The organism is Clostridium sp. MD294 (assembly GCF_000364165.2).
GTDB lineage: Bacteria > Bacillota > Clostridia > Lachnospirales > Anaerotignaceae > Coprocola.
Genome location: NZ_CP097810.1, coordinates 318,663 through 335,546 on the forward strand (window position 1 = coordinate 318,663; position 16,884 = coordinate 335,546).

Sequence of the window (16,884 nt, forward strand, 5' to 3'; positions counted from 1 at the left end):
TTATATTATTTTCTGCCATATTTTTTGTTAAATTTTTCTACTCTACCGCCTGCTTCAAGCAATAATTTTTGGCTGCCTGTATAAAATGGGTGGCATTTTGAACAAACCTCAACTCTGATTTCTTCTTTTGTAGAGCCTGTTACAAATTCATTTCCACAGTTACATTTTACTGTCACCTGATTGTATTTAGGATGTATTCCTTCTCTCATTACCATTCACCTCTTTCTGTTGATCAATAATTTACATTATTTAAAGACAACGCTAGCAGTATATCACAGTTTTTATGATTTTGCAATATATTTCTTTTACAAAATCAGCATACAAATACAACATTTTTATATTTTTGATACACTGATATTATTTCTCTGTTTTCGTGTTTAATGTCTTTTCAAATATAGGTAATCTTCCTATAAATTCATTATTATCTGCTGTTTTTTTCAGCCACTCTAAAACACTTTCTGTTACATCTACTGTAGGCATATTGCTTGTTACTTTTCTGAGCATATAAATGCAATCCATTTCTTGCTTTGTCAAAAGTTTTTCTTCTCTTCTTGTACCAGAACGGTTAATATCTACTGCTGGAAAAATACGTCTTTCCGCTAATCTTCTGTCTAAAACTAACTCCATATTGCCTGTACCTTTAAACTCTTCAAATATTACATCATCCATTTTGCTTCCTGTATCTACTAATGCTGTGGCCAATATAGTCAAACTGCCACCATCTTCAATATTTCTCGCTGCTCCAAAAAATCTTTTAGGCATATAAAGTGCAGAAGGGTCAAGTCCTCCCGAAAGTGTTCTTCCACTAGGAGGAATGATTAAATTATATGCTCTGGAAAGCCTCGTAATACTATCTAACAATATAATTAAGTCTTTTCCTTGTTCTACCATTCTTTTAGCTCTTTCTAATACCATTTCTGCTACTCTTTTATGATGTTCTGGCTCTTCATCAAATGTAGAATATACAATATCAACATTTTCTCCTGTAATAGAACGTTGTATATCTGTTACTTCTTCTGGTCTTTCATCTATAAGCAAAAATATCAAATGTACCTCTTTATGATTTTTAGTTATAGCATTTGCTAATTGTGTCAAAAGTACTGTTTTTCCTACTTTAGGAGGTGCAACAATAATGCCTCTTTGTCCTTTTCCTATAGGAGCAATCAAATCAATGAGTCTACCAGAAAATGCTGTTCTACCTGTTTCTAATTTTAATTTTTCTTCTGGATAAATAGGCGTTAAATCTTCAAATGAAGGCCTATTTACTGCTTTTTGAGGAGAGTCCCCATTTACTGTTTTAACATAAAGTAAAGCATTATATTTTTCATTTTCTCTTGCCAGACGCATATTACCTCTTACAGCATCTCCTGTTTTTAAATTAAATCGTTTTATTTGAGATTGTGAAATATAAATATCTCCACTACCTCTCAAAAAGTTTTCTGCTCTCAAAAATCCATAACCATCAGGCATTACTTCTAATATACCCTCTCCTATAGGAGCATTTTCTAAACATTGCAACATTTTTTCTTTTTGTTCCTGTTGCACTTCTTTTTGTTCCTGCAATGTTTCTTTTTGCTCTTGCAATACTTCTCTTTGTTCTTGCAATGCTTCTTTTTGCTCTATAAGCAATTCATTTTGTTTGTCTTGTTTCATTTCAAACCCATATGTTGTAATATTTTTAATTATAGAATTTTGCTCTGTTTTTTTCTGTTGTTCTTTATATAATTGTATTTGTTCAATCAATTCATTCTTACGAAATTTTGTGATAGACTTTAATCCAATTTCTTTTCCTATTTGTTGTAATTCTATCAAGGTTTTTTTTTCAAAATCTTCTTGCCCCATATCAGTTCTCCATTCTATATTGTATTGTGGGTATAATATCCCTTCATAGCTGTGGTCTTTTCATTTGTAAAATATTTTATTTACTTTTTCGGTATTTTTAGCTTATCTCCTGCCTTTAAATAATCATTTTCTGTTTTTCCATTTGCTTCTAATATTCTGGTATATTGTGTACCATCACCATAAAATCTTTGTGCTAACGTCCACCATGAATTATCACTTTCTGTTACAGTATACCAGTCAAAATTTCCTGGGTCATCTCCATTTGCTTCACTATTGTTACTATTTTCTTCATTATTTTGTTGCGTATTCTCCCCTTCTGCTGTTGGTGTTGTGCCGCCTCCTTTTAATGTTTTTATTTCTTCTTCTAATTTTAATTTATCCATTTCCAACGTTTCATATCTTGTACTTAAATCTTCTTGTTCTGCAATCGTTTTTTGTGCCTCTCTAAGTTTACTACTCAATGAAATACAACGAAATCCCAAAAAGCCTATCAAAACAATTACAATGATAGAAAATACAACACTAAGCTTTTTGCCTGGACGAAAAGAAATACTTTCTTCATCATCATAATCATCGCTGTACAATTCATCTAAATCCATTTGTTTCGCCCCTCTGGTTAAATCGTAATCATTATAATTACTATGGCGATTTCTTCTGTTTTCTCTCATATCGATGTTCTCTTCTCTTGTACCATGAGAAGGTAATGTGATTTCAATTTCTTGCATCAAAGGGCCTTTTCTTTCTGTTGGTTGTGGTATATCATAAGATTTTTGCTCTCTATTTTCATATCCACTTTGTGTTTGTTGTTCTTGTTGGTATCCTCCTTGATAAGAATTTTGGTAAGCATCTTGATATGTATTATAATTTGTATTTTGAGATACTTCGTTATAATATTCGGGCTGCTGCTGATAAGTATTGTCATAATCATTATCATATTGCTGCTGATGTGGTGAATATTGCGGTGAAAAATCTATTCTTTGTGTATGATACATTCCTTCTTGATTATCATATACCATTTGTGTATGATACATTCCTTCTTGTATATCATTTTCAGACTGTATTGTCTGAAATCTCATAGTATATTGTTGGTCACCATCTTCTTGTGCATAACGACGCGTTCTTCTGCCTATCATTGTTTCTTCTGATGGTTCTACGTTTCCTCCACTCCAATCTACATAGTTTGTATCATTATTTTGTGTGTTTGTTTTTGCATAATGCGTTGATGCAGTATCTACTTGTTCATTTTTTCCCATAAGGGGATGTGTTTCCATAAGCATATCCACAATTTCTTTTGGCAAATCATCATATAACTTTGGTTCTGTATTGTCTTGATTGTATCCGTTATTATAATTTTCCTTTTCCATTATTATCCTCCACTTTATTTGTTATCGTGCCAAATAAAAAAGCTATATCATATACATATTAACATAAAAGTATCGTTTTTTTAAATACTTTCTGTTTTTTAAGCATATATTGTCATTATCATTTTAACCATTACAAACATAAGTGTCAACTAATACCTCTCTTTTGACATCAATTCTTAAAATCATTTTTATCAAAATATGTCCAATATTACTATTTTTTAAAAAAATTTAAATATTATATATTGTTAATACTATACATTTTTTACAAAAAAGTATTATTTTTCTGTATGAATTATCCTCTTTACTTTAACATCAATATTGATTATACTTTACTAAGAAAATAAAAATAACAACATAATCCTTTTTACTCATAACATTACATATATTGTTTTTATCTTATATTTCACATTTGTGTAACAATTACTGCATAATATTTGTATAATATAAAAAAATGTGCTATGATATATATGTATAATATTATTTGTGTTCTAGTAAATGTATTTCATAAGGATGTGATTAAATTGAAAATAGAAAAAATAAATGAGAGCCAAATCAAACTAATACTGACAGAAGCTGATTTAACAGAACGTGATATTAAATTAGAAGATTTAACAATGCCTTCTGAAAAAACACAAGCACTTTTTCATGATATTATGGAAAAAGCTCTGGAAGAATATGATTTTATATCAGAAAATACGCCTCTCATGGTAGAAGCTGTGCCAGTAGGATTAGATGGTATTATGATTATTGTAACAAAAATGGATTCCAAAAATTCTGAGGGATTTAGTGCAAAAATGCTCTCTCAACAAAAAGATTTACATCGTTTTAAAAGAAAACCTCTTGTGTTTCAAGAAGGAGAAGCAGATAAAAACAGTGATATTTTAATTTATTCTTTCTCAAAATTAGATGATGTCATTGATTTTAGTTTGCGTGTTGCTGATACTTATCATGATGCTAGCTCTCTATATAAAATGTATGATAGATATTTTATTGTATTGCAGATAAAACAAGATGGAGATGAAAACAAAGCAGAAGAACTGGAATTAATATTAGGAGAATATGCTAAAAAACATATGTCTGTTCAGCTTTCCAAATATTATCTTATAGAACATGGCGAAACAATGATTGAAAACAAAGCAATTACACTTCTTTCAAAATGCTTTGCTTGTTAAAAAACAACCACCAGAAAACTGGTGGTTGTTTTTTTATTACAACAAACTTCCAATGTTTAAAAACAAAGGTGCAAATACTAATGCTACAATTGTCATCAATTTAATCAAAATATTAATAGAAGGGCCAGAAGTATCTTTAAATGGGTCACCTACAGTATCACCTACAACTGCTGCTTTATGAGCATCACTACCTTTTCCGCCATGACTTCCTTCTTCAATATATTTTTTAGCATTATCCCAGCTTCCTCCTGCATTAGACATAAATATTGCCATCATAACACCTGTTACAAGTGCCCCAGCAAGCAAACCACCTAATGCCCCAGTTCCTAGAAAAACACCTACAATCAATGGTACTACTACTGCCATAATACCTGGTACAAGCATTTCTTTTAATGCTGCTGTAGTAGAAATTTCAACACATTTTTTATAGTCTGGTTTTGCTGTACCTTCCATAATACCTGGTATAGTACGGAATTGTCTTCTTACTTCTTCAATCATTTGGAATGCTGCTTTTCCCACAGACTCCATTGTAAAAGCAGAAAACAAAAATGGAAGCATACCACCTATAAACAGACCCATAATAACTCTAGGTTCTAATATAGAAATGCTACTTAATGAAACTGCTTCTGCATAAGAAACAAACAATGCTAATGCTGTCAATGCTGCAGAACCTATAGCGAAACCTTTTCCCATAGCTGCCGTTGTATTTCCTACTGCATCTAATTTATCTGTAATTTCTCTAACACTATGTTCTAATCCACTCATTTCTGCAATACCACCTGCATTATCTGCTATAGGACCATAAGCATCTACTGCAACAGTAATACCTGTAGTTGAAAGCATACCTACTGCTGCTAATGCAATACCATACAATCCACTTACGCTATATGCTGCAAAAATACCTATACATATTAATATTACTGGTATTGCTGTGGACTGCATACCTACTGCCAAACCGCTTATAATTGCTGTTGCAGGACCTGTTTCTGCCTGGTCTGCTATTTTTTTGACAAAATTATAATCTGATGAAGTATATACTTCTGTAATTCTACCAATTAAAAGTCCTACCGCTAAGCCTGCTATTACTGCAATAGCTGCTTTCATATTACCAAAAAGCATATTACTTAACACCAAAGAACCTACTACAACAAGTGCTGCGGAAACATAAGAACCCATTGTTAACGCCTTTTGAGGATTGTTATTTCCTCCACGTACAAAAAACGTAGCAATAATAGAAGCCAATATGCCACAAGCAGAAAGTACTAATGGAAACAATGCCCCTTCTGCACTAAAATACACAATACCTAATGTCACGGCAGAAACAATAGAGCCAACATAAGACTCAAACAAGTCTGCTCCCATACCTGCTACATCACCTACATTATCACCTACATTGTCTGCAATAACAGCAGGATTACGAGGGTCATCTTCTGGTATGCCTGCCTCTACTTTACCTACTAAGTCTGCACCAACGTCAGCCGCCTTTGTATAAATACCTCCACCCACACGTCCAAACAATGCAATAGAAGAAGCACCTAAACTAAATCCAGATAACACAGCTACATCTTTTGTAATAATATACACAATACTTACACCAAACAAACCTAATCCTACCACAGACATACCCATTACAGCACCACCTGAAAACGCTGTAGAAAGTGCTTTATTCATGCCACCTGTTTTTGCACCATTTGCTGTACGAACATTTGCTTTTGTAGCTACATTCATTCCAAAATAGCCAGCTAATGTAGAAAACAATGCTCCTACTGCAAAACAAACTGCTGTTGTAATACCTATACCAAAACATATCAACACAAATAATATCAATACAAATATTACTAGTATTTTATATTCTGCTTTCAAAAAGGCATTTGCACCATCTCTTATAGCAAGTGCAATTTCTTGCATACGTTCTGTACCTTCTTCTTGCTTGCTAATTTTTGATGCTAATGTAAAAGCAAATATTAGTGCTATTATACCTAATATTGGTGCAGCAAAAATCATACTGTCTAAAAATTCCATAAAAAAACCTCCTTTTATTGTTATTGTTTTATATCATTATAAACAATAAAAAGAGGTTTGTCATTATGAAATACAATTTATATTCTTTTCTTTTTCTGTTTTACTATTCTATGCCATTGACAGAAAGATATATTTTCTAATATAACATAAAACATATCACTATCTGTTATAAATTGTATTTCTAAAGTAATCCCATTTTTCATACCATAAGTAAAAAGGTCAAAATATGCCATACAGCCATATTGTGTTTGTATTATTTTTAGTGCATCAGTATGTGTCATTTCATAAGGTACATCAATATATACGGGTTTCTGTTTTTGATTTCCATAACGTAATATCATATAAATTTCACTTTGTTTTACACAGCTACTGTCAAATTTGTCTATAAATGCAGCAATATCATATTTTGCTAAAACTATAACTGCTTCTTTCAAAAAACTTGCTATTTCTTTTTCAATGTTTTTTGTTATTTTAATCATATGATAACCTTTTAGCATAAAAATTTTGCTGTAAGAGGCAATGTAATTACAGAAAGCACTGTTGATACAAATACATACTCTGATGCTCTTTTTTCATCATTTCCATATCCTCCTGCAAAAGAAGGCAGTGCTGCAGCAGCTGGTGTTGCCATTAGTATTACAATAACTCCTAATGCAATGCCATCTAAAAACATTCCCATTAACAACTTTGTTATTACAGGCATTACAATAAGTGTAAAAAAGCTAAATATATATACACTTTTATCTTGAAGAACTTGTTTTACTTTTGCTGCTGCCAAAAGAGAACCTATTACAATCATAGATAAACAAACTGTTGTAATAGAAGCATAATTTAAAGCATTATAAAGGGGTTCAGGCAATGATATAGAATTGACAAAAAGCACAACACCTATTATTGCAGAAAAACAAATCAAATTGAAAAAGGCATCTTTTACCATTTTAGCTGGAGGTTTTGCTGTGCCACATTTATAAGAAAACAATACAGAACAAGCAGTAAATAAATAAACATTACTTGCAAACATTACAGCAACACAAAATATTAATCCCTCTGCTCCAAACATCGCTGTAACAAGAGGTTGTCCCATAAATATTACATTGCTGTAAACGCCACCTCCTGCAAAAAGTCCAAGTTGTGGAAAGTCCATTTTTAAACATTTTCCTACAATAAAAAATATAACAGTTCCTAATAAACACATTAAAAGCGTTCCGCCGCCAGTTTTTAAAAATCCTATTAATATTTCATGAGAATATTCTCTCTGGAGCAACACTATCATATTTGCAGGTACTGCTACTTTTGTTAATACAATAGAAAGTCCTTTTGTGTCTTTTAAATATCCTGTTTTACTTAATAAAAAACCTACTATCATCAACAATACCATTGTTGTAAGCTGTCCAACTACTGCTAATGCCACATCGCCATCTCCTTTTTTGCAAAACCAAACACAATACCCATACTACAATATAAAATTCTCCTGTTACTCTTTTATCCATTCATTCAACTTTTTCATTTCTTTCAATATGAAAAATGACACTATAGCACCTGATGCAATATCTGCTACAGGGCCTGCCACTAATATACCATCTAATCCCCAAAACAGAGGGAATAATAATATAAGCGGTATCAACAATATTACTTGACGAAGCATAGAAAGTATAGAGGCTTTTAATGCTTGTCCTGTTGCTTGAAAATAACCTGTTGATATAATTTGTATACCAGATATAAATATACCAAACATAAACACTCTCATACTTTTTATAGCAAATGTCATAAATGTTACATCACCTGAACCAAATATCATCAAAAGATATTTCGGAAAAAATACACAGCCTGCCCAGCCTACTATAGAAAAAGCAGTTGCAACTTTAACAGTAAGCAAATAAGTATCTTTTATTCTTTGAGGTTTTTTCGCACCATAATTAAAACCTACAATAGGCTGTGCTCCTACACTAAGACCAATATTAATACCTATCAATATCGCACTGACTTTTAAAACAATACCCATAGCACTTAATGCTACATCTCCTCCTACAGCACAGGCATTTCCATAATGTACCAGAGAATTGTTTAATATTACCTGAAGCATAGTATTTGCAACTTGTACAATAAAACTAGATACACCTAATGAACAAAAATCAAATACTAATTTTAATTCAGGCTTGAAATACTGTTTTTTCAAACGCATTCTACTTCTTGTTTTAAAATAAAATACTAATACAACAGAAGATAATATTTGTGATGTAATTGTAGCAATAGCAGCACCTTTTACGCCCCAATGCAGTACAAATATATAAATAGGGTCTAATATAGTATTTAATATTGCACCTACCATCATACTCATCATAGCCATTTTAGGGCTACCATCTGTACGTGCCATATTGGAAAGCCCTGCACCTACCATCATAAACGGCATACCTATCAATATAATACTAGCATAATCTTTTGCATACTGCATAATGGTATCTGTTGCACCAAAAAGCCTCAACATAGGCTCAAAAAAACAAAAACCTATACCACAAACGATGAGACCTAATACAATCAATATTGTCATCATATTGCCTAATACTTTTTCTGCTATATCAAATCTACCCTCTCCCAAACGGATAGACGCATAAGCACTTCCCCCCGCCCCTACAAGCATAGAAAGTGCTAAGGCAATTGTTACAATAGGAAAGGCAACTGTTGTTGCTGCATTTCCCTGATAACCTACTCCTTGTCCTATAAATACTTGGTCCACAATATTGTATAAATTGTTTACCAAAAAAGATACTACAGAAGGCACAGCAAAGCTTCTCAATAATTTCGAAACAGGCTCTATGCCTAGTGGGTTTTCATTATCATTTTGTTTATTCATAAGTATTCCTCCTTTACAAATTATTTATAATATAAAGAGCAAATGCCCTACACTGTGACTAAACCATATTTTAGCATATTTCGTCATTTTATCATACTAACATATCTATTTTTGATATGCAATAATGAGTTTATATTACTTTTTTATAGCAATAAACAGTAATATAGTATTGTTAATCAATTATTTTAGTATTCAAATCATTTGCATATGCTCCAATAATATTTTAAATCCTACTACAATTAATACAATTCCCCCTGCTATAGAAGCTTTTTTTTGTAAAAACTCTCCTAAATGTTTCCCTAACATACCACCTATGTAACTCAAAATAAATGCAACAGCACCTATTATAACAGAAGCAAATACAATATTAACCTGCAATATAGCAAAACTAACACCTATTGCAAGTGCGTCAATACTTGTTGCAATTGCTTGTAACACTAAATTTTTATTTGTCAATACTGTTATATTTTTTTGTTCCTCTTGTTTTAAACTTTCCCATATCATACTGCCTCCTATCAATGCAAGCAGAAAAAAAGTAATCCAATGGTCTATTGCTTCCATAGCATTTTTAATACTAATTCCTAAAACCCAACCCAGTAAAGGCATTAAAAATTGAAATAAGCCAAAATAAATGCCTTGTTTTAATGCCTCTTTTCTGGAAAAATGTGTAACAGATACTCCATTAGCAATAGAAACTGCAAAAGCGTCCATTGCTAAACTAAGTGCAATTAAAAAAATTGTCATAACTTCCATAAGAATTCTCCTTAACTATGTTTTTTATTTACGATATGCTAAAAATAATATTGAAAGAACAAATACATTTTTAATATATCATATAAAAAAGAAAAAACAAAAAGAATGTACACATTATTTGTACATTCTTCATTATGGGAGTTACAGGGCTCGAACCTGTGACCCTCTGCTTGTAAGGCAGATGCTCTCCCAGCTGAGCTAAACTCCCTTAAAACAGTAATAGTATTTACTTTTAATTATTTGCTGACCCGTAAGGGAATCGAACCCTTGTTTCAGCCGTGAGAGGGCCGCGTCTTGACCGCTTGACCAACGGGCCTCATATAGAAAAAGTAATAGCGGAGAAGGGATTTGAACCCCTGACACCGCGGGTATGAACCGCGTGCTCTAGCCAACTGAGCTACTCCGCCACATCAACTATTTTCTTTTTATTTGTTTGCTACTTGACCTATTATAAAGGGCAATTTTATATTTGTCAATACTTTTTTTGACATTATTTTAATTTTTTGAATTATTTACATAAAGTATTTCATTTGGCATAACAAGACCTAGCTGTTGTCTTGCTACTTTTTCAATGTAGGCATCGCTGTTATAATATTCTTTTTCTCTAATATATTCAGCGTTTTTTTGCTGCTCCTGTTGTATCTGTACTAAAATTTCTTCTGCTTCTTGTTTATATTTTCCATACATACTTAGCTGACTTGCTATACCTACTGAAATAGCAATAAAAAACAATACCATAAAAAATAATACAATTGTTCTGTCAAAAGGTCGTCTTCTTTTTGCTGCTTTTATGGCTTTTTTCATAATAAAATTCTCCTTTTGTACAAAAGACAGTTCCCTTTTTTGCTTCTTCTATTTCTTATGAAACAATATTTTTACATTTCTACGAATATTTCTTTTCTTTATTTTTACATATCCTTTACAAAATTGCAACACTTTTTTCATTTTTTTGCGTAGAAATGTATCTGTTTTTTGTACAGGTTTACGTACTAACATATAAACAAGCCTAAAAGGTGTTAACAGTATTGTAATAAAAGTGATAATTATTTTGTGAATTATTACAACAATTTTGTCAGAAATTTTGTTAACAATGGGACTTATTGTCAAAAAATACAGTATCATTCCTAAAAAAGCCCCTATGATAACAAAAAAACGAATTTCACCATGATTTTTTTGTAAAAGCATAAAAAAGAGTAAAAATGCCATGCCCAACCAATAAAAAGCATCTTCTAATTGTATTAATATCATATTATGTGGTATCATTTTTCTAAAAATACGTAATCCATCATATACAGCTGCAATCAAAGCACCTACTATTGTAATACATAAAAACAGTTTTGCTTGTTCATTGAGAGAAAGTATCATATTATTTTCCCCCTTATTATTTAAAAATACGGTTTAAAAAACTGTTTTTTGTTTTTGTTATACCATTTTCACTATATTCTATGCTATCTATTGCACCATCAATGCTAACTTCTCCTTCATCTAAATTAAGTTTGCCCACATGAATATTATTTCCTCGCAATATAAGCATACCTTTTTCTGTTTCTGCTATAATGCTTTCTTCGTCAAAAGATAATACATCTAATACACCAGTAATGCTCATTCTTTCTCTGTCTTCCAGCGTCAATTTATGTCGTGTATCCTTTTTTGTTCCTTCTGCCAAAACAATCCCCTCCAAAAATAAAATACAAAGACATAATAATACTACCTTAAAGTTACAATACTTTTGATATTTGCTCCAAAAAAGGTATTTTAGCCTTCTGTCTTTGTTTCATTATATGGACAGAGATGTCATTTCAGAACAATATTACAAACTTTTATACATAGCAGAAGCATCTTCTTTTTTAATTGCTTCATTTAAATTAAGTACTTCTACTTTTGTGATACGACTGCCAAATTTAATTTCTATTATATCACCTATTTTTACATCAGCACCAGCTTTTACCACTTTTCCATTTATTGTTACACGTCCTGCATCACATGCTTCATTTGCTATTGTTCTTCTTTTAATGATACGAGATACTTTTAAAAACTTGTCTACTCTCATATTTTCCACCTCTTTATTTAATATATTGTTTACAGCGATAAAAAAATCTACACAGTAATTGTGTAGATTTATTTTTAACGCAGTATAAAAATACTGTAATAATACTGTGCTTTATTCTTTATTAATTGCGTCTTTTAAAGCTTTACCTGCTTTAAATCTTGGTGCTTTTGATGCTGGAATAGGCATTGGTTCTCCTGTTTTTGGATTTCTGCCTTCTCTTGCAGCTCTTTCTACTACTTCAAATGTACCAAATCCAACTAATTGTACTTTACCATCTTGTGCTAATTCGTTTGTAACAACTTCCTCAAATGCTTTCAATGCTTTTTCAGCATCTTTTTTACTCATTTCTGCTTTTTCAGCCATTGCTGCAACTAAATCGGATTTATTCATATTTTGTCCTCCTTATAAAAAAGTTATTCTTCTGTTGGACTTTTGCTGTGCTTCGCCTGCAACCAAAACAGTTCCAACTCCTCCAGAGTCATGTCAGAAAGACTTCTGTTGTCCATCAGAGCATACTGCTCGACACACTCAAATCTATTTATAAACTTTTTAACAGCTTTTGTCAAGGCAAACTCTGGATTTATTTCTAAAAATGTTGAAACATTTACTAATGCAAGTAGTAAATTACCAAGTTCTTTTTGTTGGCATTGCTGTGATTTTGTAAAAGAATGTTCAAATTTTTGAAGTTGTTTCTGTACATTTTCAATAGATTGCTCTATCGTTTCAAAATAAAAGCCTGCTTGTTTTGCTTTTTTTTGTATTTTTTGAGCTTTAATAAGTGCTGGCAAAGCATCTGCAATATTTTTCATACTTTCTGCTTGTGTTTTATAATTTTTTTCTTTGTTTTTGATTTGTTCCCAATTTTGTAACACTTCTTGGGGTGTATTTACTTTTTCTTTTGCAAATATATGAGGGTGTCTTGTTATCATTTTTTCACTGATTGCTGTAATGACATCAGACAAATCAAAATTTCCTTTCTCTTCTTCTATTTGAGCATGAAATACTACTTGCAAAAGCACATCTCCTAATTCTTCTTTTAAATTTTGTATATCATTTTTTTCTATAGCGTCTACAGCTTCATAAGCTTCTTCTAACATTGCTACTTTTAATGTTTGATGTGTTTGTACTTTGTCCCAAGGACAACCGTCTTCTGCACGTAGGTGTGCTATAATTTTTTTGAAATCCTCTAATGTATATTTCAAATTGTTTTCCTCCTAAATTTCTATCAATATTGACAGTTGATAAATGTAATGTTTATGGTATAATTGTAACAAATTTCTTTCAAAAAACAATACATACAAGTGTTTAAATAAAAAAGGAGATGGGTATATGTTTAAAATTGTTTCAAAAAAGGAACTGAATGAAGCAGTAACAATGCTTGAAATTGAAGCACCTTTTGTAGCAAAAAAAGCAAAAGCAGGTCAGTTTATCATATTTAGAGTAGATGAATACAGTGAAAGAGTACCTTTAACTATTGCAGACTATGATAGAGAAAAAGGTACTGTAACAGTAATATTTCAAAAAGTAGGATTATCTACAAAATTATTAGGTGCAAAAAAAGAGGGAGAAAGTATTACTGATTTTGTAGGGCCGTTAGGTGTTGCAACAGACTATGAAAACTTTAAAAAAGTAGCAGTAATAGGCGGTGGTGTTGGTTGTGCTATTGCTTATCCTCAAGCAAAAGCTTTGCATAAAATGGGTGTAGAAGTAGATGTTATTGTAGGCTTTAGAAACAAAGATATTGTCATATTAGAAGATGAAATGAAAGCAGTTAGTACAAATTATTATTTGACTACAGATGATGGTTCTTACGGCGAAAAAGGATTTGTAACAGATAAATTAAAATCACTCATAGAAGCAGGAAACAATTATGATGCAGTGATTGCAATAGGGCCTATTCCTATGATGAAATTTGTAAGTATTGCCACAAAACCATACGACATCAAAACCATTGTAAGCCTTAATCCTATTATGATTGATGGTACTGGTATGTGTGGTGGCTGTCGTGTTACAGTAGGCGGAAAAATAAAATTTGCTTGTGTAGATGGCCCTGATTTTGACGGTCACAAAGTAGATTTTGATGAATTAATGAATAGAAATTCTATTTATAAAGAGAGAGAAGCAGAAGAAGCACAAACACATATTTGCCGTTTGACTGGCGAAAAACGATAAATATAATATATGTTTTGATAGTAAAAGGGGGATATTAGCAATGCCTAATATGAATACAACAAAAATGAAAATGCCTGAACAAGCACCAGACATTAGAAATAAAAATTTTGAAGAAGTTGCACTTGGTTATACGGAACAAATGGCTATAGAAGAAGCACAACGCTGTTTAAATTGCAAACATAAACCTTGTGTTAGTGGTTGTCCTGTCAATGTTAGAATACCAGAATTTATTGCAGAAGTAGCAAAAGGGGAATTTTTAAAAGCATACGAAGTGATTACTACTACAAATGCACTTCCTGCAGTATGTGGTAGAGTATGTCCTCAAGAAAGTCAATGCGAAGCAAAATGTGTTAGAGGAGTAAAGGGAGAGCCTGTTGCTATAGGTAGACTAGAAAGATTTGTAGCAGATTGGTATATGGAACATCATGGCAATATCATGCCTCAAAAACCAGCTTCTAATGGCAAAAAAGTAGCAATAATAGGTTCTGGACCTTCTGGACTTGCTTGTGCAGGGGATTTAGCAAAATTAGGCTATGATGTAACTATATTTGAAGCATTTCACACTGCTGGAGGTGTTTTAGTATACGGCATACCAGAATTTAGGCTTCCTAAAGCAATTGTACAAAAAGAAATTGACAAACTTTCTGCTATGGGTGTCAATGTTATGACAAATATGGTAATTGGTAAAGTACTTTCTATAGATGAATTATTAGAAGATATGGATTTTCATGCTATTTTTATTGGTTCTGGTGCAGGACTACCTTCTTTTATGGGCATAGAAGGAGAGGCACTTGTGGGAGTGTATTCTGCAAATGAATACTTAACACGTATTAATTTAATGAAATCTTATATCGAACAATATGATACACCTATTAAAAAGAGTAAAGCAGTTGCAGTTGTAGGTGGTGGCAATGTCGCTATGGACGCTGCAAGATGTGCTAAAAGATTAGGAGCAGAACACGTATATATTGTATATCGCCGTTCTGAGGTAGAAATGCCTGCTCGTTTGGAAGAAATCCACCACGCCAAAGAAGAAGGCATTGCATTTCATTTTTTAAGAAATCCTGTTAAAATATTAAATGATGGCACAGGAAAAGTTTGCGGTATAGAATGTCAGGTAATGGAACTGGGAGAGCCTGACGCTAGTGGAAGAAGAAGACCTATAGCAGTAGAAGGTTCTAATTATGTTTTAGATGTAGATACTGTTGTAATGTCAATAGGAACTTCTCCTAACCCTCTTATTAGAAGTACTACAGAAGGGCTAGAAACAAACAAAAAAGGTTGTTTGATAGTAAATGAAGATACTAATGAAACAACAAGGCAAGGCATTTATGCAGGCGGTGATGCTGTAACAGGTGCTGCAACCGTAATACTTGCTATGGGTGCAGGCAAAAAAGCTGCAAAATCTATTGATGAATATTTAAAAAATGCTTAACCATATTAAATAATAGGAGTGTGTAACAATGAGAAGGAAAGAAAGAGAAATTACACAGCCAGAACAAATATATGAAATTATAAAAAAATGTGATGTATGTCGTATTGCCTTTTTTGACAAAGATTTTCCTTATATTGTGCCTCTAAATTTTGGTGCAACATTCGAAAATGGTGTATTTACACTTTATTTTCATGGAGCAGATGCAGGCAAAAAAATGGCTTTATTAGAGCAAAACAATGCTGTTGCATTTGAAATGGACTGTAAACACACATTAGTAGAAGGACAAAAAGCCTGTGATTATACTATGAAATATCAAAGTGTATGTGGCACAGGATATTTACAAAAATTGTCAGAAGAACAAAAAGTACAAGCTTTTTCTATTATTATGAAACAATACACAAATAAAGAAGTTTGTTTTCAGCCAGAAAGAATAAAAGCAACTGTTGTATTAAAGCTAACTGTAAATCAAATTACAGCAAAATCAAATATATAAAATTTTTTAATGATAAAGGAGTAATAACATGACTATTCAAACATTTGAAATGGGTTCTATTGGTACAAACTGCTATGTAGTATCTGATGAAAAAGGCAACTGTGCCATTGTAGACTGTGATGGCAACACTACAGAACTTTATAACTACATTTCAAAAAACAATTTAAAACCTAGCCATATACTTTTAACACATGGACATTTTGACCATATTGGTGCAGTGGAAGAAGTACAGCAAAAATATGGCTGTAAAATATATGCTTGTCAAAAAGAAGCTGCATTACTTTCTGACCCTGTATTAAATGCTTCTAATATGTCTTACAAACCTCTATGTTTAACTGCTGATGTCTGGGTAAAAGAAGGAGATATTATCACAGTAGGAGATTTAGAATTTAAAGTACTTGAAACACCAGGACATACAGAAGGCAGTATTTGTTTTATGATAGAAAATGCTATATTGTCTGGTGATACATTATTTTTAGGTTCTTGTGGTAGAGTAGATTTTCCTACAGGCGACCCTACTGCTATGATGGCTTCATTAAAAAGACTGAAAAATTTAGAAGGAGATTATACTGTATATCCTGGACATGGCCCTTCTACTACATTAGAATATGAAAGAAAAACAAATCCTTTTATGTAAAATATTAAAACAAAAAAATATTTTAATTTAATAAAAAAATTTTAAAACACTTCACTTCGCTTAAATTAGGCAAGTGTTGTGTTTTTCATTAAA

19 protein-coding genes and 3 tRNA genes are annotated in these 16,884 nt (G+C 31.9%); 5 read left to right on the forward strand and 17 right to left on the reverse strand.

The features are described 5' to 3' along the window. Positions 1-5: 5 nt before the first annotated feature. From rpmE to C820_RS01560, 3 genes are all read right to left on the reverse strand, one after another. Positions 6-209 carry a 50S ribosomal protein L31 gene (gene rpmE / locus C820_RS01550; RefSeq protein WP_004035957.1) on the reverse strand — a complete coding sequence of 68 codons (204 nt, stop codon included), beginning with the start codon at positions 207-209 and terminating at the stop codon, positions 6-8. A 148-nt stretch (positions 210-357) separates the two neighbouring features. Further along, the gene (gene rho / locus C820_RS01555; RefSeq protein ID WP_004035956.1) at positions 358-1,842 is read right to left on the reverse strand and encodes a transcription termination factor Rho; all 1,485 of its coding nucleotides are present in this window, start codon (positions 1,840-1,842) and stop codon (positions 358-360) included. 80 nt (positions 1,843-1,922) lie between these two features. Next, positions 1,923-3,206: a LysM peptidoglycan-binding domain-containing protein gene (locus tag C820_RS01560; protein WP_004035954.1), complete on the reverse strand. Its 1,284-nt coding sequence runs from the start codon at positions 3,204-3,206 to the stop codon at positions 1,923-1,925. 521 nt (positions 3,207-3,727) lie between these two features. On the opposite strand from C820_RS01560, the gene C820_RS01565 reads away from it, so the two are divergent. Continuing rightward, on the forward strand, positions 3,728-4,378 hold the full coding sequence (locus C820_RS01565; protein ID WP_035296152.1) for an adaptor protein MecA: 651 nt from the start codon (positions 3,728-3,730) through the stop codon (positions 4,376-4,378). A gap of 36 nt (positions 4,379-4,414) precedes the next feature. Here C820_RS01565 and C820_RS01570 read toward each other — a convergent pair whose 3' ends face one another. From C820_RS01570 to mazG, 14 genes are all read right to left on the reverse strand, one after another. Beyond that, on the reverse strand, positions 4,415-6,400 hold the full coding sequence (locus C820_RS01570; RefSeq protein WP_004035950.1) for a sodium-translocating pyrophosphatase: 1,986 nt from the start codon (positions 6,398-6,400) through the stop codon (positions 4,415-4,417). A gap of 77 nt (positions 6,401-6,477) precedes the next feature. Continuing rightward, complete coding sequence (locus tag C820_RS01575; protein ID WP_004035943.1) at positions 6,478-6,879, reverse strand: hypothetical protein; 402 nt, start codon at positions 6,877-6,879, stop codon at positions 6,478-6,480. 11 nt (positions 6,880-6,890) lie between these two features. Continuing rightward, on the reverse strand, positions 6,891-7,811 hold the full coding sequence (locus C820_RS01580; RefSeq protein ID WP_004035942.1) for an AEC family transporter: 921 nt from the start codon (positions 7,809-7,811) through the stop codon (positions 6,891-6,893). Positions 7,812-7,874: 63 nt separating this feature from the next. Continuing rightward, a complete protein-coding gene (locus C820_RS01585; protein WP_004035941.1) occupies positions 7,875-9,251 on the reverse strand; it encodes an MATE family efflux transporter in 1,377 nt (458 codons plus the stop codon). 192 nt (positions 9,252-9,443) lie between these two features. Further along, positions 9,444-10,004 (reverse strand): manganese efflux pump MntP, encoded by a 561-nt coding sequence (locus tag C820_RS01590; protein ID WP_004035940.1) that lies wholly within the window; start codon positions 10,002-10,004, stop codon positions 9,444-9,446. Between the two features lie 135 nt (positions 10,005-10,139). Then, positions 10,140-10,212 (reverse strand) — tRNA-Val (locus C820_RS01595). Positions 10,213-10,248: 36 nt separating this feature from the next. After that, positions 10,249-10,320 (reverse strand) — tRNA-Glu (locus C820_RS01600). Positions 10,321-10,337: 17 nt separating this feature from the next. Next, positions 10,338-10,411 (reverse strand) — tRNA-Met (locus C820_RS01605). A gap of 88 nt (positions 10,412-10,499) precedes the next feature. After that, a complete protein-coding gene (locus tag C820_RS01610; protein ID WP_004035939.1) occupies positions 10,500-10,808 on the reverse strand; it encodes an FtsB family cell division protein in 309 nt (102 codons plus the stop codon). A 48-nt stretch (positions 10,809-10,856) separates the two neighbouring features. Next, positions 10,857-11,369, reverse strand: coding sequence for a spore cortex biosynthesis protein YabQ (yabQ, locus tag C820_RS01615; protein WP_004035937.1), 513 nt, complete (start codon positions 11,367-11,369; stop codon positions 10,857-10,859). 16 nt (positions 11,370-11,385) lie between these two features. Next, on the reverse strand, positions 11,386-11,670 hold the full coding sequence (gene yabP / locus C820_RS01620) for a sporulation protein YabP (RefSeq protein WP_004035936.1): 285 nt from the start codon (positions 11,668-11,670) through the stop codon (positions 11,386-11,388). Between the two features lie 144 nt (positions 11,671-11,814). Then, the gene (locus tag C820_RS01625; protein WP_004035935.1) at positions 11,815-12,054 is read right to left on the reverse strand and encodes an RNA-binding S4 domain-containing protein; all 240 of its coding nucleotides are present in this window, start codon (positions 12,052-12,054) and stop codon (positions 11,815-11,817) included. Positions 12,055-12,165: 111 nt separating this feature from the next. Then, on the reverse strand, positions 12,166-12,444 hold the full coding sequence (gene hbs / locus C820_RS01630; protein ID WP_004035934.1) for a non-specific DNA-binding protein Hbs: 279 nt from the start codon (positions 12,442-12,444) through the stop codon (positions 12,166-12,168). Positions 12,445-12,467: 23 nt separating this feature from the next. After that, a complete protein-coding gene (mazG, locus tag C820_RS01635) occupies positions 12,468-13,256 on the reverse strand; it encodes a nucleoside triphosphate pyrophosphohydrolase (RefSeq protein WP_004035933.1) in 789 nt (262 codons plus the stop codon). Between the two features lie 127 nt (positions 13,257-13,383). On the opposite strand from mazG, the gene C820_RS01640 reads away from it, so the two are divergent. Genes C820_RS01640 through C820_RS01655 form a run of 4 tightly spaced genes read left to right on the forward strand, consistent with a single transcriptional unit; the run spans position 13,384 to position 16,791 of the window. Then, positions 13,384-14,226: a sulfide/dihydroorotate dehydrogenase-like FAD/NAD-binding protein gene (locus C820_RS01640; RefSeq protein WP_004035932.1), complete on the forward strand. Its 843-nt coding sequence runs from the start codon at positions 13,384-13,386 to the stop codon at positions 14,224-14,226. A 40-nt stretch (positions 14,227-14,266) separates the two neighbouring features. Next, positions 14,267-15,661, forward strand: a complete 1,395-nt coding sequence (gene gltA / locus C820_RS01645; protein ID WP_004035931.1) for an NADPH-dependent glutamate synthase — start codon at positions 14,267-14,269, stop codon at positions 15,659-15,661. A gap of 28 nt (positions 15,662-15,689) precedes the next feature. Further along, positions 15,690-16,154 carry a pyridoxamine 5'-phosphate oxidase family protein gene (locus tag C820_RS01650; protein ID WP_004035930.1) on the forward strand — a complete coding sequence of 155 codons (465 nt, stop codon included), beginning with the start codon at positions 15,690-15,692 and terminating at the stop codon, positions 16,152-16,154. Between the two features lie 28 nt (positions 16,155-16,182). After that, positions 16,183-16,791, forward strand: a complete 609-nt coding sequence (locus C820_RS01655; RefSeq protein WP_004035929.1) for an MBL fold metallo-hydrolase — start codon at positions 16,183-16,185, stop codon at positions 16,789-16,791. Positions 16,792-16,884: the final 93 nt, after the last annotated feature.